Origin of the sequence: Variovorax dokdonensis (genome assembly GCF_030316895.1) — a bacterium.
Lineage (GTDB): Bacteria > Pseudomonadota > Gammaproteobacteria > Burkholderiales > Burkholderiaceae_C > Variovorax > Variovorax dokdonensis.
In genome coordinates this window covers 20,246-40,413 of record NZ_JASZYV010000005.1, presented here as the reverse complement: position 1 = coordinate 40,413, position 20,168 = coordinate 20,246, and the positions used below count along the sequence as shown (strand labels likewise).

The 20,168-nt window shown below is 63.3% G+C and carries 29 protein-coding genes; 3 read left to right on the top strand and 26 right to left on the bottom strand.

What is annotated here, in order from left to right:
- Window positions 1-17: 17 nt before the first annotated feature.
- From QTH91_RS20520 to QTH91_RS20475, 10 genes are all read right to left on the bottom strand, one after another.
- Complete coding sequence (locus QTH91_RS20520) at window positions 18-1,064, bottom strand: NADP-dependent oxidoreductase (protein WP_286662006.1); 1,047 nt, start codon at window positions 1,062-1,064, stop codon at window positions 18-20.
- Window positions 1,061-2,473, bottom strand: a complete 1,413-nt coding sequence (locus tag QTH91_RS20515) for a HAMP domain-containing sensor histidine kinase (RefSeq protein WP_286662196.1) — start codon at window positions 2,471-2,473, stop codon at window positions 1,061-1,063. The genes QTH91_RS20520 and QTH91_RS20515 overlap by 4 nt, the downstream gene beginning before the upstream one ends.
- 32 nt (window positions 2,474-2,505) lie before the next feature.
- Window positions 2,506-3,207: a response regulator transcription factor gene (locus QTH91_RS20510; RefSeq protein WP_286662005.1), complete on the bottom strand. Its 702-nt coding sequence runs from the start codon at window positions 3,205-3,207 to the stop codon at window positions 2,506-2,508.
- A 44-nt stretch (window positions 3,208-3,251) separates the two neighbouring features.
- Window positions 3,252-3,731 (bottom strand): DUF4260 domain-containing protein, encoded by a 480-nt coding sequence (locus QTH91_RS20505; RefSeq protein WP_286662004.1) that lies wholly within the window; start codon window positions 3,729-3,731, stop codon window positions 3,252-3,254.
- Window positions 3,724-4,176 carry a Spy/CpxP family protein refolding chaperone gene (locus QTH91_RS20500; protein ID WP_286662003.1) on the bottom strand — a complete coding sequence of 151 codons (453 nt, stop codon included), beginning with the start codon at window positions 4,174-4,176 and terminating at the stop codon, window positions 3,724-3,726. Before QTH91_RS20500 ends, QTH91_RS20505 begins: the two co-directional genes overlap by 8 nt.
- A 23-nt stretch (window positions 4,177-4,199) precedes the next feature.
- On the bottom strand, window positions 4,200-4,556 hold the full coding sequence (locus QTH91_RS20495; RefSeq protein WP_286662002.1) for a helicase SNF2: 357 nt from the start codon (window positions 4,554-4,556) through the stop codon (window positions 4,200-4,202).
- A gap of 163 nt (window positions 4,557-4,719) precedes the next feature.
- Window positions 4,720-6,510: a phosphoenolpyruvate--protein phosphotransferase gene (gene ptsP / locus QTH91_RS20490; protein ID WP_286662001.1), complete on the bottom strand. Its 1,791-nt coding sequence runs from the start codon at window positions 6,508-6,510 to the stop codon at window positions 4,720-4,722.
- A gap of 15 nt (window positions 6,511-6,525) precedes the next feature.
- Complete coding sequence (locus QTH91_RS20485) at window positions 6,526-6,795, bottom strand: HPr family phosphocarrier protein (protein WP_286662000.1); 270 nt, start codon at window positions 6,793-6,795, stop codon at window positions 6,526-6,528.
- Window positions 6,764-7,222 (bottom strand): PTS sugar transporter subunit IIA, encoded by a 459-nt coding sequence (locus tag QTH91_RS20480; protein WP_286661999.1) that lies wholly within the window; start codon window positions 7,220-7,222, stop codon window positions 6,764-6,766. The genes QTH91_RS20485 and QTH91_RS20480 overlap by 32 nt, the downstream gene beginning before the upstream one ends.
- A gap of 122 nt (window positions 7,223-7,344) precedes the next feature.
- Window positions 7,345-7,908, bottom strand: a complete 564-nt coding sequence (locus QTH91_RS20475; RefSeq protein ID WP_286661998.1) for a hypothetical protein — start codon at window positions 7,906-7,908, stop codon at window positions 7,345-7,347.
- Between the two features lie 105 nt (window positions 7,909-8,013).
- Between QTH91_RS20475 and QTH91_RS20470 the strand changes: the two genes are divergently transcribed.
- The gene (locus QTH91_RS20470) at window positions 8,014-8,514 is read left to right on the top strand and encodes a TlpA disulfide reductase family protein (protein WP_286662195.1); all 501 of its coding nucleotides are present in this window, start codon (window positions 8,014-8,016) and stop codon (window positions 8,512-8,514) included.
- Between the two features lie 27 nt (window positions 8,515-8,541).
- Here the strand turns inward: QTH91_RS20470 and QTH91_RS20465 are convergent, their stop codons facing one another.
- On the bottom strand, window positions 8,542-8,988 hold the full coding sequence (locus tag QTH91_RS20465) for a c-type cytochrome (protein ID WP_286662194.1): 447 nt from the start codon (window positions 8,986-8,988) through the stop codon (window positions 8,542-8,544).
- Between the two features lie 176 nt (window positions 8,989-9,164).
- On the opposite strand from QTH91_RS20465, the gene QTH91_RS20460 reads away from it, so the two are divergent.
- Both QTH91_RS20460 and QTH91_RS20455 read left to right on the top strand, forming a co-directional pair.
- Window positions 9,165-9,872 carry a cytochrome b/b6 domain-containing protein gene (locus tag QTH91_RS20460; RefSeq protein ID WP_286661997.1) on the top strand — a complete coding sequence of 236 codons (708 nt, stop codon included), beginning with the start codon at window positions 9,165-9,167 and terminating at the stop codon, window positions 9,870-9,872.
- Window positions 9,873-9,916: 44 nt separating this feature from the next.
- The gene (locus QTH91_RS20455; protein WP_286661996.1) at window positions 9,917-10,459 is read left to right on the top strand and encodes a GNAT family N-acetyltransferase; all 543 of its coding nucleotides are present in this window, start codon (window positions 9,917-9,919) and stop codon (window positions 10,457-10,459) included.
- Between the two features lie 13 nt (window positions 10,460-10,472).
- Here the strand turns inward: QTH91_RS20455 and QTH91_RS20450 are convergent, their stop codons facing one another.
- From QTH91_RS20450 to tuf, 15 genes are all read right to left on the bottom strand, one after another.
- Window positions 10,473-10,979 carry a peroxiredoxin gene (locus QTH91_RS20450; RefSeq protein WP_286662193.1) on the bottom strand — a complete coding sequence of 169 codons (507 nt, stop codon included), beginning with the start codon at window positions 10,977-10,979 and terminating at the stop codon, window positions 10,473-10,475.
- Window positions 10,980-11,071: 92 nt separating this feature from the next.
- The gene (gene rpsQ, locus QTH91_RS20445) at window positions 11,072-11,341 is read right to left on the bottom strand and encodes a 30S ribosomal protein S17 (RefSeq protein ID WP_286661995.1); all 270 of its coding nucleotides are present in this window, start codon (window positions 11,339-11,341) and stop codon (window positions 11,072-11,074) included.
- A gap of 9 nt (window positions 11,342-11,350) precedes the next feature.
- Window positions 11,351-11,548, bottom strand: coding sequence for a 50S ribosomal protein L29 (gene rpmC, locus QTH91_RS20440; RefSeq protein ID WP_286662192.1), 198 nt, complete (start codon window positions 11,546-11,548; stop codon window positions 11,351-11,353).
- A gap of 53 nt (window positions 11,549-11,601) precedes the next feature.
- A complete protein-coding gene (rplP, locus tag QTH91_RS20435) occupies window positions 11,602-12,018 on the bottom strand; it encodes a 50S ribosomal protein L16 (RefSeq protein ID WP_286661994.1) in 417 nt (138 codons plus the stop codon).
- 29 nt (window positions 12,019-12,047) lie between these two features.
- Window positions 12,048-12,947: a 30S ribosomal protein S3 gene (gene rpsC, locus QTH91_RS20430; protein WP_286661993.1), complete on the bottom strand. Its 900-nt coding sequence runs from the start codon at window positions 12,945-12,947 to the stop codon at window positions 12,048-12,050.
- Between the two features lie 14 nt (window positions 12,948-12,961).
- A complete protein-coding gene (rplV, locus tag QTH91_RS20425) occupies window positions 12,962-13,294 on the bottom strand; it encodes a 50S ribosomal protein L22 (RefSeq protein WP_286661992.1) in 333 nt (110 codons plus the stop codon).
- 9 nt (window positions 13,295-13,303) lie between these two features.
- Entirely contained in the window at window positions 13,304-13,582 is a 279-nt protein-coding gene (rpsS, locus tag QTH91_RS20420) for a 30S ribosomal protein S19 (RefSeq protein WP_286661991.1), read from the bottom strand.
- Window positions 13,583-13,593: 11 nt separating this feature from the next.
- On the bottom strand, window positions 13,594-14,418 hold the full coding sequence (gene rplB, locus QTH91_RS20415; RefSeq protein WP_286661990.1) for a 50S ribosomal protein L2: 825 nt from the start codon (window positions 14,416-14,418) through the stop codon (window positions 13,594-13,596).
- Window positions 14,419-14,421: 3 nt separating this feature from the next.
- On the bottom strand, window positions 14,422-14,757 hold the full coding sequence (gene rplW / locus QTH91_RS20410) for a 50S ribosomal protein L23 (RefSeq protein ID WP_286661989.1): 336 nt from the start codon (window positions 14,755-14,757) through the stop codon (window positions 14,422-14,424).
- Window positions 14,754-15,374: a 50S ribosomal protein L4 gene (gene rplD, locus QTH91_RS20405; RefSeq protein ID WP_286661988.1), complete on the bottom strand. Its 621-nt coding sequence runs from the start codon at window positions 15,372-15,374 to the stop codon at window positions 14,754-14,756. The genes rplW and rplD overlap by 4 nt, the downstream gene beginning before the upstream one ends.
- Complete coding sequence (gene rplC / locus QTH91_RS20400; RefSeq protein WP_286661987.1) at window positions 15,374-16,051, bottom strand: 50S ribosomal protein L3; 678 nt, start codon at window positions 16,049-16,051, stop codon at window positions 15,374-15,376. Before rplC ends, rplD begins: the two co-directional genes overlap by 1 nt.
- A 216-nt stretch (window positions 16,052-16,267) precedes the next feature.
- Window positions 16,268-16,831 (bottom strand): hypothetical protein, encoded by a 564-nt coding sequence (locus tag QTH91_RS20395; RefSeq protein ID WP_286661986.1) that lies wholly within the window; start codon window positions 16,829-16,831, stop codon window positions 16,268-16,270.
- Window positions 16,828-18,309, bottom strand: a complete 1,482-nt coding sequence (locus QTH91_RS20390) for a hypothetical protein (protein WP_286661985.1) — start codon at window positions 18,307-18,309, stop codon at window positions 16,828-16,830. Before QTH91_RS20390 ends, QTH91_RS20395 begins: the two co-directional genes overlap by 4 nt.
- 240 nt (window positions 18,310-18,549) lie before the next feature.
- Window positions 18,550-18,876 (bottom strand): 30S ribosomal protein S10, encoded by a 327-nt coding sequence (rpsJ, locus tag QTH91_RS20385; protein ID WP_286661984.1) that lies wholly within the window; start codon window positions 18,874-18,876, stop codon window positions 18,550-18,552.
- 9 nt (window positions 18,877-18,885) lie between these two features.
- Window positions 18,886-20,076, bottom strand: a complete 1,191-nt coding sequence (gene tuf / locus QTH91_RS20380; RefSeq protein ID WP_286661983.1) for an elongation factor Tu — start codon at window positions 20,074-20,076, stop codon at window positions 18,886-18,888.
- Window positions 20,077-20,168 lie beyond the last annotated feature (92 nt).

Genomic DNA, 20,168 nt, shown 5'->3' with positions numbered 1-20,168 from the left:
GCGGCTTGCCGTTCCGTTCAGTCGGCAACCTTGAGGATCAGCTTGCCGAAGTTCTTGCCCTCGAACAGACGCAGCAATGCGTCCGGGAAGGCGGCCACGCCGCCGTCGACCACATCCTCGCGGCTGGTCATGCGCCCATCGCGCAAATAGCCGGACAACTCGGCCACGGCTTGCGGATAGCGGTCCGCATAGTCGAAGACCACCATGCCCTTCATGCTCGCACGATGGACCAGCAGGCTCAGGTAGTTCTTCGGACCCTGGACCGGCGTCGTGTTGTTGTACTGGCTGATCGCACCGCAGATGATGATGCGTGCTCCGCGGGCCAGGCGCGCAAGCACCGCATCGAGGATGTCGCCGCCGACGTTGTCGAAGTAGATGTCCACGCCTTGCGGGCAATGCGCCTTGAGCCCTTCGCGCACCGCGGCCTCGCCGGCCTTGTAGTCGATGCAGGCGTCGAAGCCGAGCTCCTTGACGACCCAGTCGCACTTGGCAGCGCCGCCGGCAATGCCGACCACCCTGCAGCCCTTGATCTTGGCCAGCTGCCCGACGGTCTGCCCCACAGCGCCCGCCGCGCCAGACACCACCAGCGTCTGGCCTGGGAGCGGCAGTCCGATGTCCATCAGCCCGAAATAGGCCGTCATGCCCGGCATGCCCAACACGTTGAGCCATTGACCGACACTGCCGGCCGCGAGGTCGATCTTTGCCAGCCCCGAACGCGCCACGGCTTCCTTGGGGATGAGCGCATATTCCTGAACGCCCAGAGTGCCGTAGACCATGTCGCCAACGGCAAACGCAGGATGCGCGGACGCGGCCACGCGCCCGACGCCGCCGGCGCGCATGACCTCGCCCAAGCCGACCGGCGGGATGTAGCTCTTGCCCTCGTTCATCCAGCCGCGCATGGCAGGGTCGAGCGAGAGCGACAAGGTCTGTACCAGCACACCGCCATCGGCGACCGAGCTCACGGGTTCCTCGGTGAAGGACCAGTCCTCGGCCACGGGCATGCCCTTGGGCCTGCGGGCCAAGCGGACCTGATGGTTGACGGATGCAATGTTGGCGGTGCTCATGTCGGTGTCTCCTGTCGCTTGACGTTCGCTGGTGGGAATCCAACGCGCATCGTAGGCGCCGATGGCATTCCCGCCGGTTGCGCAAGCGACAGCCTGACCACGACCGAAAGGCCTGGGTGGGCATTGCGCAGCGTGAAGCTGCCGCCGTGCGCCTGCGCCACCAAGGAGCAAAGGTACATGCCGAGCCCGACGCCACCGGTCGCCCGCGCCCGCGCTGCGTCGCTGCGATAGAAGGGCTCGGCCAGACGGGCGATCTGCGCCTCTTCGACGCCTGGCCCGTAGTCGCGAACCTCGATCTCCAGCATGTCTTGCCCAGGGTCGCCCGCAGACGGGGAAACGCGCCGGAGCGTCACCTCTGGCGGCTGCGCAGCGCCTGCGGCCAATCCGCCGTGGCGCAGCGCGTTGTCAATCATGTTGCGCAGCAGAAGACGCATCCGCGTACGGTCCACCGAAACGGCGGGCAGATCGATGGCGAGCCGCAGGCGCACGGTGTCGCCCTGGGGAAGGCCCGCCACCGCCTCGCGAACCACCGCCGCCATGTCCAAGGGCTCGCGGACCAATGCCGCATGCGGACTGGACAGACGTTCGCTTTCCAGCAGGTCGCTGATCAGGTCGCGCATCAGGTTGAGGTCGCGCAGCAGTGCAGCACGCTCGGCTTCGCCCTCTGCGTTGGCCGGCAGCAATTCGGCATTGAGTCTCGCGCGCGTGAGCGGCGAACGAAGCTCATGGGACAGCGCCAGCAACAGCCCGCGCTTGGCGTCCAGCATGGCGTGGATGTCGCGCGCCATGGTATTGATGCGCTCGCCAAGGTCGCCCAGCTCGTCGTTGCGCCGGATCGGGATCGGCTCGTCGAACTGGCCGCGGCCGAATCGTTCGGCGCCGGCGCCGATGTCGTCGAGCGGGCGCAGCAGGCGCCGCACGATGGCATAGGCGGCAAGCTCGAACAGGAGCAACATGCCGAGCGTCAGCCACACCACGCGGCCAGGACCGCGCTCCCAAGGCATGGGGCCAAGGCCGAAGCGAATCCGGTGACCATCCGATGTGGTGCGGGTGAGCAGGTCGCGCTTGTTGCGCTCCCAGCCATCGTCCATGCCAATGGGCTCGGGGTGCGAGTCCCAATTGATCCGCGGTCCGGTGATGCGCACCGAAATCGGCAGACGCTCGGAGAGCGCCCGGGCGCGCTCGATGCTCGGCGGATCGCCCACCTCGGCGGCCAGCCGGCTCACGTAGTCGCCCACCAGCGGAATGCCGACGTCACGCCAGCCGCTGGCGAACACGCCGCGCATGCCCATCACGAAGGCGGCCGCCATCGCCAGTGCAAGGATGAGAAACAGCGTCACCAGCCGCAGGCGCAATGAATGCCGCCAGCGCCGGCGCCATGCGAGCTGGCGCGCCCGCTGGTGCACCATGTGGGCGACGCATCGCTGGCGCCAGTCCTTGATCACGCCGATTCGCTCCGGCCCAGCGCCAGCGTGTAGCCGGCGTTGCGCAACGTCTTGATGCAGTCGAGCGGCTCGAGCTTGCGGCGCAACCGGCTGACGACAATGTCGACCGCGCGCGAATACAGCTCGGCCTCGTGGCCCCGCAGGCGATTGAGGATGTCATCGCGGCTGAACACCTTGCCTGGTTCAGCTGCCAGCATCGCCAGCAACTCGAATTCCGTGCCGGTGAGCTCCACGCGCGCGCCATGCCGAAGCACCTCGCGGCGGTCGAGGTCGATGCACAGGCCGTCGAACTCCGCGCGCCGCGCGCTTGCCACCACGACCGGCGTCGCCGGCACGATGCGCTGGCGGCGCAGGATGGTCTGGACCCGCGCCACCAATTCCCGGGGCTCGAAGGGCTTTGGCAGATAGTCGTCGGCGCCCAGTTCGAGACCGACCACCCGGTCCATGACTTCGCCGCGTGCGGTCAGCATGATGATGGGGATGTCGCTGGTGCGACGAATCTCGCGGCACAGGGCAAAGCCGTCCATCTCGGGCAGCATGACGTCCAGGATGGCTGCGTCGTAGTGCGTGGCGTGCAGGCGAGCCAAACCTTCGCTGGGGCGCACAGCCGCTTCGAGCTGGCAGTCGAAACGCGCAAAGTAGGCCGCAAGCGGCGGCGCAAGTTCCTCGTCGTCGTCGATCAGCAGGATGCGGGGCATGCCGCGATTCTCGGTCAGCGGCGGCCCGTCGTCTCGTCGAGTCATCACCAAGGGTCTGGCCTTCCGATCTGGCCGAGATGGGTGCTTGCAAAGCCTCGCCAGTATTTCAGGCCGAAGCCCAACGCCCGATCCAGCCCCACGTGCGCCGCCCAGACCAGGCCAGCCGCAACAAGCACGGGCGACGCCGTCAGCGCGCCCGCGGCGGCACAAGCCAGCGGTCCGAGCGTGCTGTGGGTGGCGTTGTAGGCCATCGCCCCAATGCGAGGCCCCGCCAGATAGGCCAGCAGCGCGAGGTCAGGCAACAAGAACGCGGCGGCAAAGACGCCCCACCCCGCCCCGAACTGCGCATAGAGCGCCAGCGCGCCAATCAGAAGTGCGAGGCCTTCTGCGCGAAGCAGCATGCGCACACCTGCGCTCGTGGCGCCCAGCGCAGCCGGCTCTGCCGGGCGGCGCGTCGTGATGAGGCGAGGCCCCCCGGTTCGCGTCGCGCCCGTCCCCGCGCGCCAGTCGGCGGCTTCAGCCATGTCGGCTCCAGCGCCCGTGTCCACGCCGCTCGATGAACTCGCGCACCTTCTGCTGCTGCGCGGGGTTCAGGCTGTCATAGAACGCTGCGGTTGCCGCGATCACCTCGGTACTGCCGACGCGCACGGCCTGGGTCTTTTCGTCGACCAGTCGCTGGGCGGCCGCCTGGTCGAAACGGGCGCCGGCCAGCAAGGCTTCGACCTGGGCGCGAGGCTCGCCGCTGCCGCCCGCTGCGCGCACGGCCATGCGTTGCGCCTGCAGCTTCTGGGCCAGCGCTTCGAGTTTGTCGCGCTGCGTGGCGTCCAGATCGAGCCGATCGGCCACCTTTTCCACGATGCGGGCGCGCCATTGGGCGCGATCTTCTTCGCTGTGGCGAGCCATGGAACAGCCCGCCAGGCTGCCCATGACGACGGCCGAGCCGGCCACTGCGAGAACGCTTTTGCGCAACCAGCGACGCATAGGGCCTCCGCTCACAGCTGGTTGCTCGAAGCCGAGCGGTTGGAATAGGCGGCCGGTGTGCCGCCGGCAGACGGGTCGACCTCGCCACTGCGGAACTCCGCTGCCGCGCGCACCGCTTCTGCCTGCACGATGGAACGGCTGGTGGGATTGGGCATGGCCGGAGCGACGCGCGAAGCCGAAGGCACGTTCCACATCGGGTCATGCGCCGCGGCGACAGCCTGCGCCTGCACGTCGGCACGCGAGACGGCGCCGGAAATGGAATGGACACCTTCGTAGGTTTCAGCCTGCGCAGCGGCGGCGCCCAACAGGAACAGAGCGCTCACGCCGAGCATGCGACGAACGGAATTGGAGCGGATGGAACCGGTCATGATGAAGTCCTTTGGAACGAGTTGAAGAGGACTTCATGGTGCCGATCTACCGGCTCTGGATGGTTTCGGCGACGTCGCGCCTTGTATCGTTTTTGCACGCCTGACGCGCGGCGTGTTTCGTTTCTTTTCAGCGCCTTTCGCTGACGACGCCGCCAGCGCTCGATCAGGCCGCGTCGGCCAGCTTCTGAGCCGGTTCGTCCGACTCGATCACCGTGTTCGCCCAGGGCACAAGCTTGCCCGTGTCGGCACGCAGCACTTCCTGCTTGACCGCGGGAATCTGCGAAGGATGCATCGAAAAGCTGCGCAGGCCCAGGCCCAGCAGCAGCCGCGTGAAAGCCACGTCCCCGGCCATCTCGCCGCAGACGCTCACAGGCTTGTTCTGGCGCCTGCATTCCGCAATGGTGTCGGCCACCAGGCGCAGGACTGCAGGATGCGCCGGGTCGTACAGATGCGCGACCGACTCGTCCGCGCGGTCGATCGCCAGGGTGTACTGGATGAGATCGTTCGTGCCGATGGACAGGAAGTCGAAATAGCGCAGGAAGGTGCGCACCATGAGTGCCGCAGCCGGAATCTCGATCATCGCGCCGACCTTCAGTGGACCGTAGGCGACGCCGCGGTTGTCCAACTCGGCCCTGGCAAAGTCGAGCAGCGAGAGCGTCTGACGAATCTCGCTGCTGTGGGCAAGCATGGGGATCAACAGGTGGATCTCGCCATGCGCCGCCGCGCGCAGGATGGCGCGCAACTGAGTCAGGAACATCGCCGGCTCCGACAGGCTCCAGCGTATGGCGCGCAGGCCCAGCGCGGGATTCAGGTGCAGGTCGTCACGCCTGCCTTCAAGCGGCTTGTCGGCACCGACATCGATGGTGCGGATAGTGACCGGCATGCCCTGCATGCCTTCCACGGCCCGCTTGTACGCTTCGAATTGCTCTTCCTCGTTCGGCAGGCTTGCAAGGTCGGTCGCATCACGCCCCATGAAGAGAAACTCGCTTCGAAAGAGCCCGACACCGACGGCCCCCGCCTTGACGGCGCCCGCGGTGTCTTCGGGCAACTCGATGTTGGCAAGCAATTCCACGCGCTGTCCGTCCAGCGTCACGGCGGGCTTGTGGCGAAGACGCGCCAGACGGCTGCGGTCGAGGTCGTCCTGACGCTGCTTGAAACCGTACTCGGCCAGGATGATCGGAGAGGGATCGACGATCACCATCCCCGCGTCGCCGTCGATGATCACCCAGTCGTCCTGCCGCACCAGTTGGCTGGCGCTGCGAGCGCCCACAACGGCCGGGATATCCATGCTGCGGGCCACGATGGCGGTGTGCGAGGTGCGACCACCCGCGTCGGTGACAAAGCCGGCAAACACGCTCTTCTTGAACTGAAGCATGTCGGCCGGCGAGAGATCGTGGGCGATCAGTACCAGAGGCGCATCGATTGCATCGGCCGCCATGGGCGTATCGTCATCCTCCTGGCGCTTCTGGCGGCGCGGGGGTGGCGGCGCCAGTACGGCGGCACTGCCCTTCATCTGGTGGAGCATCCGTTCGACCACTTGCTCGAGGTCGCTCTTGCGCTCGCGCAGATATTCGTCCTCCATCTCGTCGAACTGGCGCGCGATGACTTCCAACTGGGTGGTGAGCGCCCACTCGGCGTTGTAGAGGCGCTCGGTGATCCAATGACGCACGCCTTCGGCCAGAACCTCGTCCTGCAGCAGCATGAGGTGTACGTCGAGCAACGCTGCCAGTTCCTGCGGCGTGTCGTTCGGGCCCAACTGAGCCACGTTTTCATGGAGTCGATGCAGTTCCGCCGTGACCGCGTCGCGAGCAATGCGCACGCGCTCGATCTCGCTTTCGATCTGCTCCGGCTTGATGAAATAGTGGGCGACGTCGATGCGGCTCGAAACCACCATCACGGCGCGCCCGATGGCAACGCCACGCGCAACGGGGAGACCGTGAATGGACAAGGTCATGCTTGACGCCTCCGGCTATTCGCCTTCGCCGAACTTGTCGTTGATCAAGGCAAGCAGCGCTTGCATGGCTTCATCCGCCCGCTCGCCCTCGGTCTCGAGTTCCACCGTCGAGCCAAGCCCGGCTGCAAGCATCATCACGCCCATGATGCTCTTCGCATTGACTCGGCGGTCGCCGCGGGAGATCCACACCTCGCAAGGGAAACTGCCGGCCAACTTGGTCAGCTTGGCAGACGCGCGAGCGTGCAGGCCCAGCTTATTGCTGATGATCACGGATGTCTTGTTCACTGTATTTTCTTCTTGCCTGATTTTGTGGCGCCGCCACCGCCACCTGCATGACGCCCGAGGTACCGCCGGCGATGGCGCGCTGGACCTGTGCCTCCAGAGACTCGTGACGGTATGTCATTGCCCGCAACAGCATCGGCAGGTTCACGCCTGCCACAAGCCTCGAGCGCTGGCCATCGACCAATTTCTGCGCGACGTTGCACGGGGTCGCTCCGAAAACGTCGGCCAGAACCAGCACTTTTGACGAAGGCGCGCGGCTCAACAACTGCGTCAACGCGATCCGCGCCGCTCCCAGCGTCTCTTCTGGGGACACGTTGGGTTGGACGTCGATGCCGACGACGTCCTGCTCGCTGTCGGGAAATACATGCAGTGCGCAAAGGCGCAGCGCATGTGCCAATGGAGCGTGAGCGATGAGAAGGATGCTGTTCATGCAATGCGACCGCGCCGGATGATCTGCCGGTCCCTCGCGGATGATGGGGCGGTGTACGCACCGGGTCGCGTGCGCTTTTCACACTTTAGTGCAATAGCGGGTGCTGTGACGAACCGTGGCACTCACGGCGACAGATGAAGGCCGGCAAAGAAGGTCTCGGCCGCCTCTTGCGACTCGGGCTTGCCGAGGATGGTGGCCTGATAGAGAGAAAACGTGCCGTCGCGGTGACGGCGTCCGAACCAGACGAGGCTGGACCGTTCCCCTCCGCTGCCGGACTGCGCTTGCGGTCTGGAAGCATCGAATCGGAGTGGCTCGATTTCGGCGGCGGCGTTTATCACCTTGACTTGGCTCTCCTCGACGCGGGCACCCGCCCACTGGGCATAGGCCTGTTTGCGCCAGGCGCTCATCCAATCCTGTGCCTGAGCAAGGTCGGGTGCATTGGCCTGCGCCACGGCAAAGGTCGCACCCCCGGCCTCGCAGCCTGCCATGTTCACGAGAACGGCTTGATTGCCGAGGGGAAGCTGGCGCTCCGCCCGGTCAGGCTTGCAGGGCAGCAAGGCCAGGAGTTGCCCGTCTGGCATGGGCACCTCTCGCCAGTTGAAGACAGGACTGCAGGCTGCTGCGAGACCACAGGCCACGCCGAACAATGGCGAGGCGCGCTTTCGGAGCTCGACGAAGCTTGGCATAGGGCCGCCATTATGGAAGCCTGGGCGGCGGCGGCCGTCGCCAGTCAGCGCTGCAGAGCTTGGGAGCGCGCCCTAGAATGGCAGCATGCCAGCCAACTCCTTGTAATGAAGAAGCACATTGCCATCGCCGTCACCGCTGCCGCCCTGCTGGCCGCTGGCGTGGGGGTCTATCTGGGCAGCAGCACGACGTCGGCTCCGGCGTCGACCTTTGTTCTGCTCGACGGCAGCAAGACAAGCACCGAGGCGCTCAAGGGCAAGGTGACGCTGGTGAACTTCTGGGCGACGAGTTGCACGACGTGCGTGGCCGAGATGCCGCATATCGCGTCGACCTACGAGAAATACCGTTCGCGCGGCTACGACACGCTCGCCGTTGCCATGAGCTACGACCCGCCTGCATACGTGGTCAACTTCACCCAGTCGCGCCAATTGCCCTTCAAGGTCGCGATCGACAACACGGGCGTTGTGGCAAAAAGCTGGGGCGACGTACAGCTGACACCCACCAGCTATTTGGTGAATAAGCGCGGCGAAATCGTCAAAACCTACGTCGGCCAGCCGGATTTCGACGAACTGCACAAGCTCATCGAGAAGCTGCTCGCCGAAGCCTGATCACCTTGTCCGGCTCCCGCAGGATGGTCAGCGCTTGCGGAAATCGTCGTGGCAAGCTTTACAGCTGGCGCCGACGCGGCCCACCTGGGCCTTGATCGCTTCCAGTTGGCCGCCGGCCGCCACTTCGGCCAATTTGGCGGTTTCCGCCTCCATCTTGGCTCCAAGATCCTTGAACTTGGCTTGTTCCTTCCATATCTCGTCCTTCGCCTTGCCGCCATCAAAGCCTTCCGCGAACGCTGGCCACGGCAGCTTGGCAAGTTGAGCCACGAGTTGCGCATTGCTTGCAGCCGCGACGGCGTCGAATGGCACCCTACCGTTGGCCATCGCTGCCACGCGACCGAAGTGCGTGTTCATTAGGAACATTGCAGATTCGCGGTATTGGACGGCGTCGTCCTTCTTCGCGAACTGCGCTGCTGCGGGCAAAGCCGTCAGCGCAGCAGCAACAAGCACAAGGTGAGCTCCGATTGGGTGCATCGTGGTTTCCTTGGTAAGTGACATGCCAGCCACAAGATGCTTGCGCATGTTGGGCGACGCAGTCTAGTGTCCCCCGGGCCGGATTCGCATAGAAACAATCACTAGCGCCGTAGCAGCGCCGCCTTTGCTAATCTGCGCGTTGCGTCGGCTACCGGCGCACGAACGCGTTCCCGCCCATGCCAGAACCATCCGCCCTATCCACCGGCTTTGCTGAACTCGAAGCCGGTCCGACAGTGCGCGTGAGAGTCTGGGATCTCCCAACCCGCTTGTTCCATTGGGCGCTTGCAGTCGCCGTTTTGGTTCAGGTGGCGACCGGCTTGAACGGGGCGATGGAATGGCACTTTCGCTGTGGCTACGTGGTCCTGGCGCTGCTTTGCTTTCGTTTGATCTGGGGATTCGTGGGGGGACATTGGTCGCGCTTCGGGCGTCTGTTCCATCCGCCAAGTGCCTATCGTGCATACCTGCGCGGCGAATCGCCCGCGGATCACCGCGTCGGCCACTCGCCGCTCGGGTCGCTTTCCGTGGCGGCGATGTTGCTCATGCTCGTGCTGCAGGTGGTCTCGGGACTCATTTCCGACGATGAGATCGCCGCGGCAGGGCCACTCACGCGGTTTGTGTCCAACGACACCGTCAGCCTCGCGAGCGCGTGGCATGCCGCTGCGGGGGCCTGGGTCATCCCAGCACTCTTGTTGATGCACCTGGTCGCCATCGTTTTCTACCTGCTGCGCCGGCAGGTGCTCGTGCGTCCGATGTTGACGGGAGACAAGCTGCTGAGCTTCCTGGCGATGCCCAGCCGCGACACCATTGCTACGCGGCTACTGGCGCTCTTCATCTTTGCCGGCTGCGCCGGCTTTGCCTACTGGATTTCCACTCTGCGCGCATGAGCTTCTCAGCCTCCCGCCCTCTACCTCTGACCGAGACCCCCGACATGGTCATCGTGACCGCCGAAGACAGCGTGCAGATCGACGCCATCCGGGTGATCTTCCGCGAGTATGCGGACTCGCTCGGCATCGATCTGGCGTTTCAAGACTTCGAACATGAACTGCTCAACCTCCCGGGCGAGTACGCGGAGCCGCGCGGTGCACTGCTTCTTGCGCTGATCGACGTTGTACCCGGCTCACCAGCGCCGCAGCCTGCACCGACGCTTCTTCAACGCAAAGAAGGCCACTGGTCGCATGTTGCCGCGTGCTGCGCGTTGCGCCCATTGGATGCGGCCGACTACCCCAATGCGGCGGAAATGAAGCGGCTGTATGTCCGACCGGCGTTCCGGGGTCGCGGACTAGGTCGCCAGTTGACCGAGGCGGTCTTGGACGCGGCCCGCGGAGTCGGCTACAGCTGTGTATTGCTCGACACCTTCGATGACATGGAAGCGGCCCGTGCCCTCTACGAGGACCTGGGCTTTGTGGAAGTGCCGCCCTACTACCACAACCCCCTTCCGGGGGCGCACTACCTGATGTGCGAGCTGACCTGAGCCCTGTCGAGCTTCAGCTCGTTGCCTGTGCCAGTAGCGTTGCAGCGTCGCTGACTTCGAACTTGCCGGGCGCCTCAACGTTCAGCGAAGCGACCTTTCCATCTTTGACGAGCATGGAATAGCGATTGCTGCGCAGCCCCATGCCACGCGAGGTCAAATCCAAGGTCAGGCCCGTCGCCCTTGCGAAGTCTGCACTGCCGTCGGCGAGCATGCGCACCTTGCCCTCCGTCTTCTGGTCGCGTGCCCATGCGCCCATGACGAACGCGTCATTGACGCTCACGCACCAGATTTCATCGACGCCGGCAGCCTTCAGCGCATCGAACTTCTCGACATATCCTGGGACGTGCTTCGCCGAGCAAGTGGGCGTGAAGGCACCTGGCAAGGCGAAGACTGCGATGGTCTTGCCAGCGGAGGCCTTGCTCACGTCGACTGGATTCGGGCCGATGCTGCAGCCCTCACCTTCGACCTCGGAATACTCTTGCAACGTGCAGGCTGGCAGGGTGTCTCCGACCTTGATCATCGTGATCGCTCCTAGATGTGATGGACAAAAAACAAAAACGGCCCACATTGTGGGCCGTTTTCAAGGGTGCTGTGCAACAGCGGTCAGAAAGCTCAGACCGCGGCGGCCTTCTCGAGCAAGCGGGTTGCGACCCAGTTCTTGGTCTTCGAGATCGGGCGGCTTTCAGTGATTTCGATGAGATCGCCGGTGTGGAACTGGCCTTCTTCATCGTGTGCATGGTACTTGCTCGAGCGAATCACGATCTTGTTGTAGATCGGGTGCTTCACCCGGCGCTCCACCAGCACGGTCACGGTCTTGGCGCGCTTGTCGCTGACGACTTTGCCGACCAGGGTGCGCTTGAGGGATTTCTTTTCTTCCGTCATGTTCACTCCTTAGTTGGCGGCTTGCTTTTGAGCAAGGATGGTCTTGGCGCGCGCGATGTCGCGACGCGTGACGCGCAGCTGAGCCAAATTGCCCAGTTGCTGCGTCGCCTTCTGCATACGAAGGCCAAAGTGCGCCTTCTGCAGATCCTTGATTTCAGCTTGCAGGCCAGCCACGTCTTTTTCACGCAGCGTTGCGGCCTTGCTCACCTTGGTGGTGCTCTTCTTGCGGGATCCGGTTGCCATGTTCATGTCCTCCTGGATCAAGCGCCGAGCTGGCGGGCGACGAAGGTGGTGCGCAGCGGCAGCTTGGCTGCGGCCAGGCGGAACGCTTCGCGAGCGAGTTGCTCAGGCACGCCGACGATCTCATAGATCACCTTGCCCGGTTGAATCTCAGCCACGTAGTACTCGGGGTTGCCCTTGCCGTTACCCATCCGCACTTCTGCGGGCTTGGTAGAGATTGGCTTGTCGGGAAACACACGAATCCAGATGCGGCCGCCGCGCTTGACGTGGCGCGAGATCGCACGACGAGCGGCTTCGATCTGACGGGCCGTCAGGCGGCCACGGTCCATCGACTTGAGGCCGAAGTCTCCGAAGGAGACGGCATTACCGCGCGTAGCGACGCCGGTGTTACGGCCCTTCTGCTCTTTGCGGTATTTTCTGCGTGAAGGTTGCAGCATGATTTTTTACTCCGTAGGTCTAAGACCGATTACTCGGTCTTTGCACCGTCCGCTGCTGCAGCGGGCGCGGACTTTCTCACGCGCTTAACGGCGGGTTTCGGATCTGCACCGCCGGCTTCGGCGGGCTTGTCGCTGCCATCGGCCGGAGCGGTGTTGCCACCCATCGGGCCACGGGCACCGGTACGCGGACCACGACGGTCCGAGCCAGGACGATCGCCGCCAGGACGGCCATCACGGCGCGGGCCACGGGGGCGACGCTCTTCCTCAGGACGCGGCGTCTCCACGGCGGGCAGGTCGTTACGGCCCAGCGTGTCACCCTTGTACACCCAGACCTTGACGCCGATAACGCCATACGTGGTCTTGGCTTCCGAGGTGCCGTAGTCGATGTCGGCGCGAAGCGTGTGCAGCGGCACACGGCCTTCGCGATACCACTCGGTACGCGCGATTTCGATGCCGTTCAGACGGCCAGCAGACATGATCTTGATGCCCTGGGCACCCAGACGCATGGCGTTCTGCATGGCACGCTTCATGGCACGGCGGAACATGATGCGCTTCTCGAGCTGCTGCGTGATGCTGTCGGCAATCAGCTGAGCATCGATCTCGGGCTTGCGCACTTCTTCGATGTTCACTGCAACCGGCACGCCCAACTGCTTGCCAAGCTCGCGCTTCAGGTTCTCGATGTCCTCACCCTTCTTGCCGATCACCACGCCCGGACGAGCCGAGTAAATGGTAATGCGGGCATTCTTGGCGGGGCGCTCGATCAGCACGCGAGAAACCGACGCGTTCTTGAGCTTCTTCTTGAGGTACTCGCGCACCTTGATGTCTTCGGCCAGCATGCCGGCGAAGTCACGATCGGATGCGTACCAACGGCTGGACCAGTTGCGGCTGACCGCGAGGCGGAAGCCGGTCGGATGGATTTTCTGTCCCATAGTCTTCCAGCCTTTTAGTTGCCAACCGTCACGTACACATGGCACGTGGGCTTGCTGATACGGTTGCCGCGGCCCTTGGCGCGAGCGGTGAAGCGCTTGAGCGTGGCGCCTTGTTCGACGTAGATGGTCTTGACCTTCAGTTCGTCGATATCGGCACCGTCGTTGTGCTCGGCGTTGGCAATGGCCGACTCGAGCACCTTCTTGATGATCACAGCGGCCTTCTTCTGCGTGAACTGCAGAATGTTGAGCGCTTGATCGACCTTCTTGCCGCGGATGAGGTCGGCAACCAGTCGGCCCTTGTCGACCGACAGGCGCACGCCGCGGAGGACTGCACGTGTTTCAGACATGGTCGTTCCTTATCGCTTCTGGACTTTCTTGTCCGCGGGATGGCCCTTGAACGTACGCGTGAGCGCAAATTCGCCGAGCTTGTGGCCGACCATTTGGTCGGTGATATAGACAGGCACGTGCTGCTTGCCATTGTGCACAGCAATAGTCAGTCCGATGAAATCGGGCAAAACCATCGAGCGACGCGACCAGGTCTTGATCGGCTTCTTGTCCTTCTGGGCCACTGCCTTGTCGACCTTGGCCAACAGGTGATGGTCGACGAAAGGACCCTTCTTGAGAGAGCGAGTCATAAACGTGCCCCTTACTTCTTGCGACGCGACACGATGAAGACCTGCGTGCGCTTGTTGTTGCGGGTGCGGTAGCCCTTGGTGAGGTTGCCCCACGGATCCACCGGATGGCGGCCTTCGCCGGTCTTGCCTTCACCACCACCGTGCGGGTGATCGACCGGGTTCATGACGACGCCACGCACAGTCGGGCGGATGCCCATGTGACGCTTGACGCCGGCCTTGCCCAGTTGACGCAGGCTGTGTTCTTCGTTGGCCACTTCACCGATGGTGGCACGGCACTCGATGTGGATGCGGCGCACTTCACCCGAACGCATACGCACTTGGGCGTAAACGCCTTCGCGTGCCAGGAGCGTTGCCGACGTACCAGCCGAACGCGCAATCTGCGCGCCCTTGCCAGGCTGCAGTTCGATGCAGTGGATGGTGGAACCCACAGGAATATTGCGGATCGGCAACGTGTTGCCAGCGCGGATAGGCGCTTCGGAACCCGACATCAGCGTCGCGCCAGCCTCGAGGCCACGCGGAGCGATGATGTAGCGGCGCTCGCCGTCGGCGTAGCAAACCAGCGCAATGTGGGCGGACCGGTTCGGGTCGTACTCGATCCGTTCGACCTTGGCGGCGATACCGTCCTTGTTGCGCTTGAAGTCGACCACGCGATAGTGGTGCTTGTGACCACCACCCTTGTGACGGGTAGTGATGTGGCCGTTGTTGTTGCGGCCGGCCTTCTGGAACTGGGGCTCCAGCAGGGGCGCGTAGGCCTCACCCTTGTGCAGGTGGGCACGCGAGATCTTCACCGCGCCACGCTGGCCCGGGGAAGTCGGTTTCATCTTGATGACGGCCATGGTTTATGCCCCCTCAGCTGCGAGGTTGAGCTCTTGACCAGGCTTGAGCGTCACGTAAGCCTTGCGAACGTTGTCGCGACGACCCACGCCACGGCCAAAACGCTTGGTCTTGCCCTTGATGTTGGCGACGGAGACGCCCTTGACCTCAACCTTGAACATCAGTTCAACAGCGGCCTTGATCTCGAGCTTGGTGGCATCCTGCAGCACTTTGAAGGTGACGGCATTGGACTTCTCGCCAACCAGCGTGGCCTTTTCGGACACGATCGGGGCGACCAGCACCTGCATCAGGCGGCCTTCTTCGAATGTACGTTGTGCGGGAGTAGGGTTGACGCGGCTCATGCGAACATCTCCTTGAGCTTGTCGACAGCACCCTTGGTGACAAGCACCTTCTTGAAGTGCACCAGCGACACCGGATCCGCATAACGCGGCTCGACGACCAGCACATTGACCAGATTGCGCGACGCCAGGTACAGGTTCTCGTCGACTTCCTCGGCGATCACCAGAACCGATTCGAGGTTCATGGCCTTGAGCTTGGCTGCCAGCGGCTTGGTCTTGGGCGAATCAACCTTGATCGAATCAACGACAGCCAGACGACCTTCGCGGGCCAACTGCGAGAAGATGGAGGCCATGCCGGCGCGGTACATCTTCTTGTTGATCTTCTGGGTGAAATTCTCGTCCGGCATGTTCGGGAAGGTGCGGCCACCCCCACGCCACAGAGGCGAGGAAGTCATACCGGCGCGTGCGCGGCCGGTGCCCTTCTGCTTGAACGGCTTCTTGGTCGAGTGCTTGACCTGCTCGCGGTCCTTCTGGGCACGCGTGCCTTGGCGAGCATTGGCCTGGTAGGCCACCACGATCTGGTGGACCAAGGCCTCGTTGTAGTCGCGGCCGAACACGGTCTCCGGCGCATCGAACTTCGACGCAGCCTGGCCTTGTTCATTCAGGAGTTCGAGTTCCATTACTTCGCTCCTTGCGCGGCGTTCTTGGCCTTAACGGCCGGACGAACGGTCACGAAGCCGCCCTTGGCGCCGGGGATGGCACCCTTGATCAGCAGCAATTGACGCGCTTCGTCGACACGGACGACGTCCAGATTCTGGGTGGTGACGGTCACGTCGCCCATGTGGCCGGTCATCTTCTTACCCGGGAACACACGCCCCGGGTCCTGCGCCATCGAGATTGAGCCAGGCACATTGTGTGAACGGCTGTTACCGTGCGATGCGCGCTGCGATGCGAAGTTGTGGCGCTTGATCGTGCCCGCAAAGCCCTTGCCGATGGAAGTACCCTGCACATCCACCTTCTGACCCACGGCAAAAATGCTGGCCACGGCGATCGAACCGCCAGCCTGGTGCTGGGCAGCAGTCTCGGCGGTGACGCGGAATTCACGGGTGATTTCACCGGCTTCGACGCCAGCCTTGGCCAGATGACCCGCTTGCGGCTTGACAACGCGCGACGCCTTGCGCTTGCCGAACGTCACTTGCAGAGAGACGTAGCCGTCGTTCTCTTGGGTTTTGACCTGGGTCACACGGTTGTCAGACACGTCGATCACCGTGACAGGAACTGCATCCCCGTCATCGGTGAACAAGCGCATCATGCCCACCTTGCGCCCCAGCAACCCGAGGGAGTTGCTCAGACTCATGTTTTTTCTCCAAGACCTCCGCCGCTGCCACTTCAATTGGCGACAGCGTTTGGTATGCGAAAGAAGGGTTGATAAATCTCTGCTGCCGAGCTGCTGGCTCGGGGAAGTACCCCAACCACGCCCAACTCACTGCATGCATCTCGGCCACAGAGCCGGGATGCAAAATGCGCAGAGCCTTCCATTGTATGCGAGATTGAGGCCAACCCGCAAGTGCGGCTAGCGGACGGGCTGCGATAGCACGCGCTCTCCGTCAGGAGCTGTCTTCAAATTACCGCCAGAGCCTCGTGGCGGAGGTTTTCCCGCCGGGATTGCGATCGACCTGGAGGCCATCGCGCCATTTTGCGAGGTGAATACGTTCACATACCGCAATCCCACAGCTTCGGGCACCACGGTGAGCCTGATAGTGGTCGAGCCCGATGCCTCGAGCGGTACCTCCCCCATCGGCGCGCCTTTCAACTGCAGGCCTGCATCTGCTGAAAAACGCGCCGTGGCAGGCCCTCCGCCAGCAACCGGTGTCAGCACGATGACCAAAGCGGTTTCAGCACCTGTTGCAGGCTCACCTTCCAAGCGGAATTCCACCTTGACCGCCGCCGCGTTAACTTTGCTTGCGATTCGATTCGCCGTTTTGTCTGCCGCAGTCTCGGCAAGTGAAGGCGAAGCGATAGACATGGCAGTTACAAAGCATGCCACGAGGTTTCGCAACGCAAACGCAGGCCTCGCGACCTTTGACTGGTCAAAGGCCAAGATTGAGCATGGGTGCCGCTCGCGCATTTTCTTCATTCAAGCACAACCTGGAAGCAGTTCGCGCCGGCGCCGTTCGCATCGTTGAGCGCAAGGACGACCTCGCCTGGCGCCAAGTTTGCGCTGAGCGCTTCGGTATTGCCATAGCCTATGGCCGACGCGATTTGGCCGGCCCTTGTGAAAATGCCTATGTCTGGATCGGTGCCCGAAGGGCCTGACACTGAAGCACGATACCCGCGGCTGGCAGGTATCGCATAACGCAAATAGACGTAGTTGCCCATCTTGTTCGGTTCGCCCGCCGCGTCGCTAACGCAAGCCGTGGTCGGCACTCCAAGCGATGCAGCACGGTACAGAGGCAGAGTGCCCGATATGCCGCCTGAGTTGGATTCGAATTCAGCCCATGCAGAATTGGTCGCGCCACTGATGCCCTGGCTGACAAGGGCCGAACTCAGTTCGGACTGCGACGAAGGGGAAGCCGCGGCAAAAGCCGCAGCAAACGCGTGAATCGTGACGAGTGCGGGCGTCTGACGCAGCCCTTCAACAAAGGCCCGGTGAATGGGGCCGAGCCCGTACTGTATGTAGAGGCGCCAAATGACCGAATGCACAGACGTTTCGCTGAACCATCCGGGCGTCGCGCCCCCATCGACCAAGCTCAGCACAGTTGCCATCGACTGCGCAGGCCCCAGGGAGTCCGTGTAGCGGTCTCGGCCCGTCGCGATTCCCGACCAAGCATTGCCCCACCCTTCAGAAAAGGCGAGCCTCATGTCGAGGCGATCGTCCACACTATGCGGGCCGCCCGGCGAGTCATCACGGCTAAAGGCGCTTTGGTAGTAGTGTCCCCATTCGTGCGCAATCACCGAAACGTCGTACTCGTCAGTGTCGACATTCTCCTTACCCAAGAGATAGATGGCAGCTATGCCATTGCCGTCGCGCGTAAAGGAGGTGGTCCCGATCTGCCCCAGCGACACCAGCCCCACCGCGGGTGCATTCTCAGTACTCCAGTACACGCGAAGTGGTGGGAAATCCGAGCCCGGCGCAACGCCCAGGACCTTCTTCGTGGCGGAGTAGATGGCATCCAGCACCGCAAATGGCGCAGCGACGCGGGCTGTGTCGTACGTCGTCTTACCCCAGCCCGAAGGCGCATGTAAGTCACGGGTGGGTACCTGAGCGCCAGTTGTGAAGGCCGGCGACTCCATCGAATAAATTGAATCGCCTTGCGTGTTGTCACGCACGCTCATGTCCCACTGGCCATCCGCACCCGCATGCGTGGCTTGAGCGCGCACCCGCACGATCACCTGGGCGCCACTCGGGACAGCCACCGAGTAGCGCCCAGCATCGTCCGTTGTCGAACTCGTGACCAGATTGCCGGTGTCTGGCGAAATGACCTCGAGGACCGCCCCCCGGACTGGCTTGGCCACGGTGGATTCGTAGTCGAGCGCACCGTCCGGGCCGGATGGCACGGAGTCGTAGCTAACCCGCCCTCCCAATTGAACCTGCGCCGAGTTGGACGCAGACACCGGTGCGCCCCCTCCACCACCGCCACCGCATCCGCCCAACAACAAAGCAGATAGGACGAGGATTGGAAGCCGTCTGGCGCGCAACGTTGAAGGCGTCGTCCACCGATTGATCATCTGGCTGCGCGCATCGGCACGCGTCTTGGGTCGATGCGGCAAGCATGCCACACGTCGCCCAAAAGGAAAGCCCGTTCACATCATTGTGAACGGGCTTCATTTGCAACAATCGTTGTCGCTTTCGGATCAGGCTTCCTGCAGCTTGATCACCACATCCACGCCGGCGGGCAGATCGAGCTTCATCAGTGCGTCGACCGTCTTGTCGGTGGGATCAACGATGTCCATCAGACGCTGGTGCGTGCGGATCTCGAACTGGTCGCGACTCGTCTTGTTGACGTGGGGCGAGCGCAGGATGTCGAAACGCTTCATGCGCGTCGGCAGGGGCACCGGGCCCTTGACGATGGCGCCGGTGCGCTTGGCGGTATCAACGATCTCGGCAGCCGACTGGTCGATCAACTTGTAGTCGAAAGCCTTCAGGCGGATGCGGATGCCTTGCTTGGCGAGAGTGCTCATGATCCGTCCTTAGTCGATGATCTTGGCCACGACGCCCGAACCCACGGTGCGGCCGCCTTCGCGGATGGCGAAGCGCAGACCCTCTTCCATGGCGATCGGAGCAATCAGCTTGACGGTGATCGACACGTTGTCGCCAGGCATCACCATTTCCTTGTCCTTGGGCAGCTCGATCGAGCCCGTGACGTCGGTGGTGCGGAAGTAGAACTGCGGACGATAGTTGTTGAAGAACGGCGTGTGACGGCCACCCTCGTCCTTGGACAGCACATACACCTCGGCGGTGAAGTGCGTGTGCGGCTTGATCGAACCGGGCTTGCACAGCACTTGGCCGCGCTCGACTTCTTCACGCTTGGTGCCGCGCAGCAGCACGCCAACGTTGTCGCCAGCCTGGCCTTGATCCAGCAGCTTGCGGAACATTTCCACGCCGGTGCAGGTGGTCTTGAGCGTGGGCTTCAGACCCACGATCTCGATTTCGTCGCCCACCTTGATGATGCCGCGCTCGACAGCGCCAGTCACCACCGTGCCACGGCCAGAGATCGAGAAGACGTCTTCCACAGGCATCAGGAAGGCGCCGTCCACCGCGCGGTCAGGCGTGGGGATGTAGCTGTCCAGCGCTTCAGCCAGCTTCATGATGGCCTCTTCGCCCAGCTTGCCCTTGTCGCCTTCCAGGGCGAGCTTGGCCGAGCCATGGATGATCGGAGTGGCATCGCCAGGGAACTCGTACTTGTCGAGCAGTTCGCGAACTTCCATCTCGACCAGCTCGAGCAGTTCGGCGTCGTCCACCATGTCGCACTTGTTCAGGAAGACGATGATGTAGCCCACGCCCACCTGGCGAGCCAGCAGGATGTGCTCACGCGTCTGGGGCATCGGGCCGTCAGCGGCCGAGCACACCAGGATGGCGCCGTCCATCTGGGCGGCGCCGGTGATCATGTTCTTGACGTAGTCAGCGTGGCCGGGGCAATCAACGTGCGCGTAGTGGCGGTTGGCCGTCTCGTACTCGACGTGCGCGGTGTTGATGGTGATGCCGCGCGCCTTCTCTTCGGGCGCCGCGTCGATTTCGTCGTACTTCTTGGCCATGCCGCCGAACTTGGACGACAGCACCGTGGCGATCGCCGCCGTCAGCGTGGTCTTGCCATGGTCAACGTGACCGATCGTGCCCACGTTCACGTGCGGCTTGGTGCGCTGGAATTTATCTTTTGCCATTTTGGAGAACTCCGAAAACTAAAGAGCAATGCCCGTGTATGTGTTTTAGGTCTGCACCGTGTTGCTTGATTCCCCCGCCACGGGACGGAACG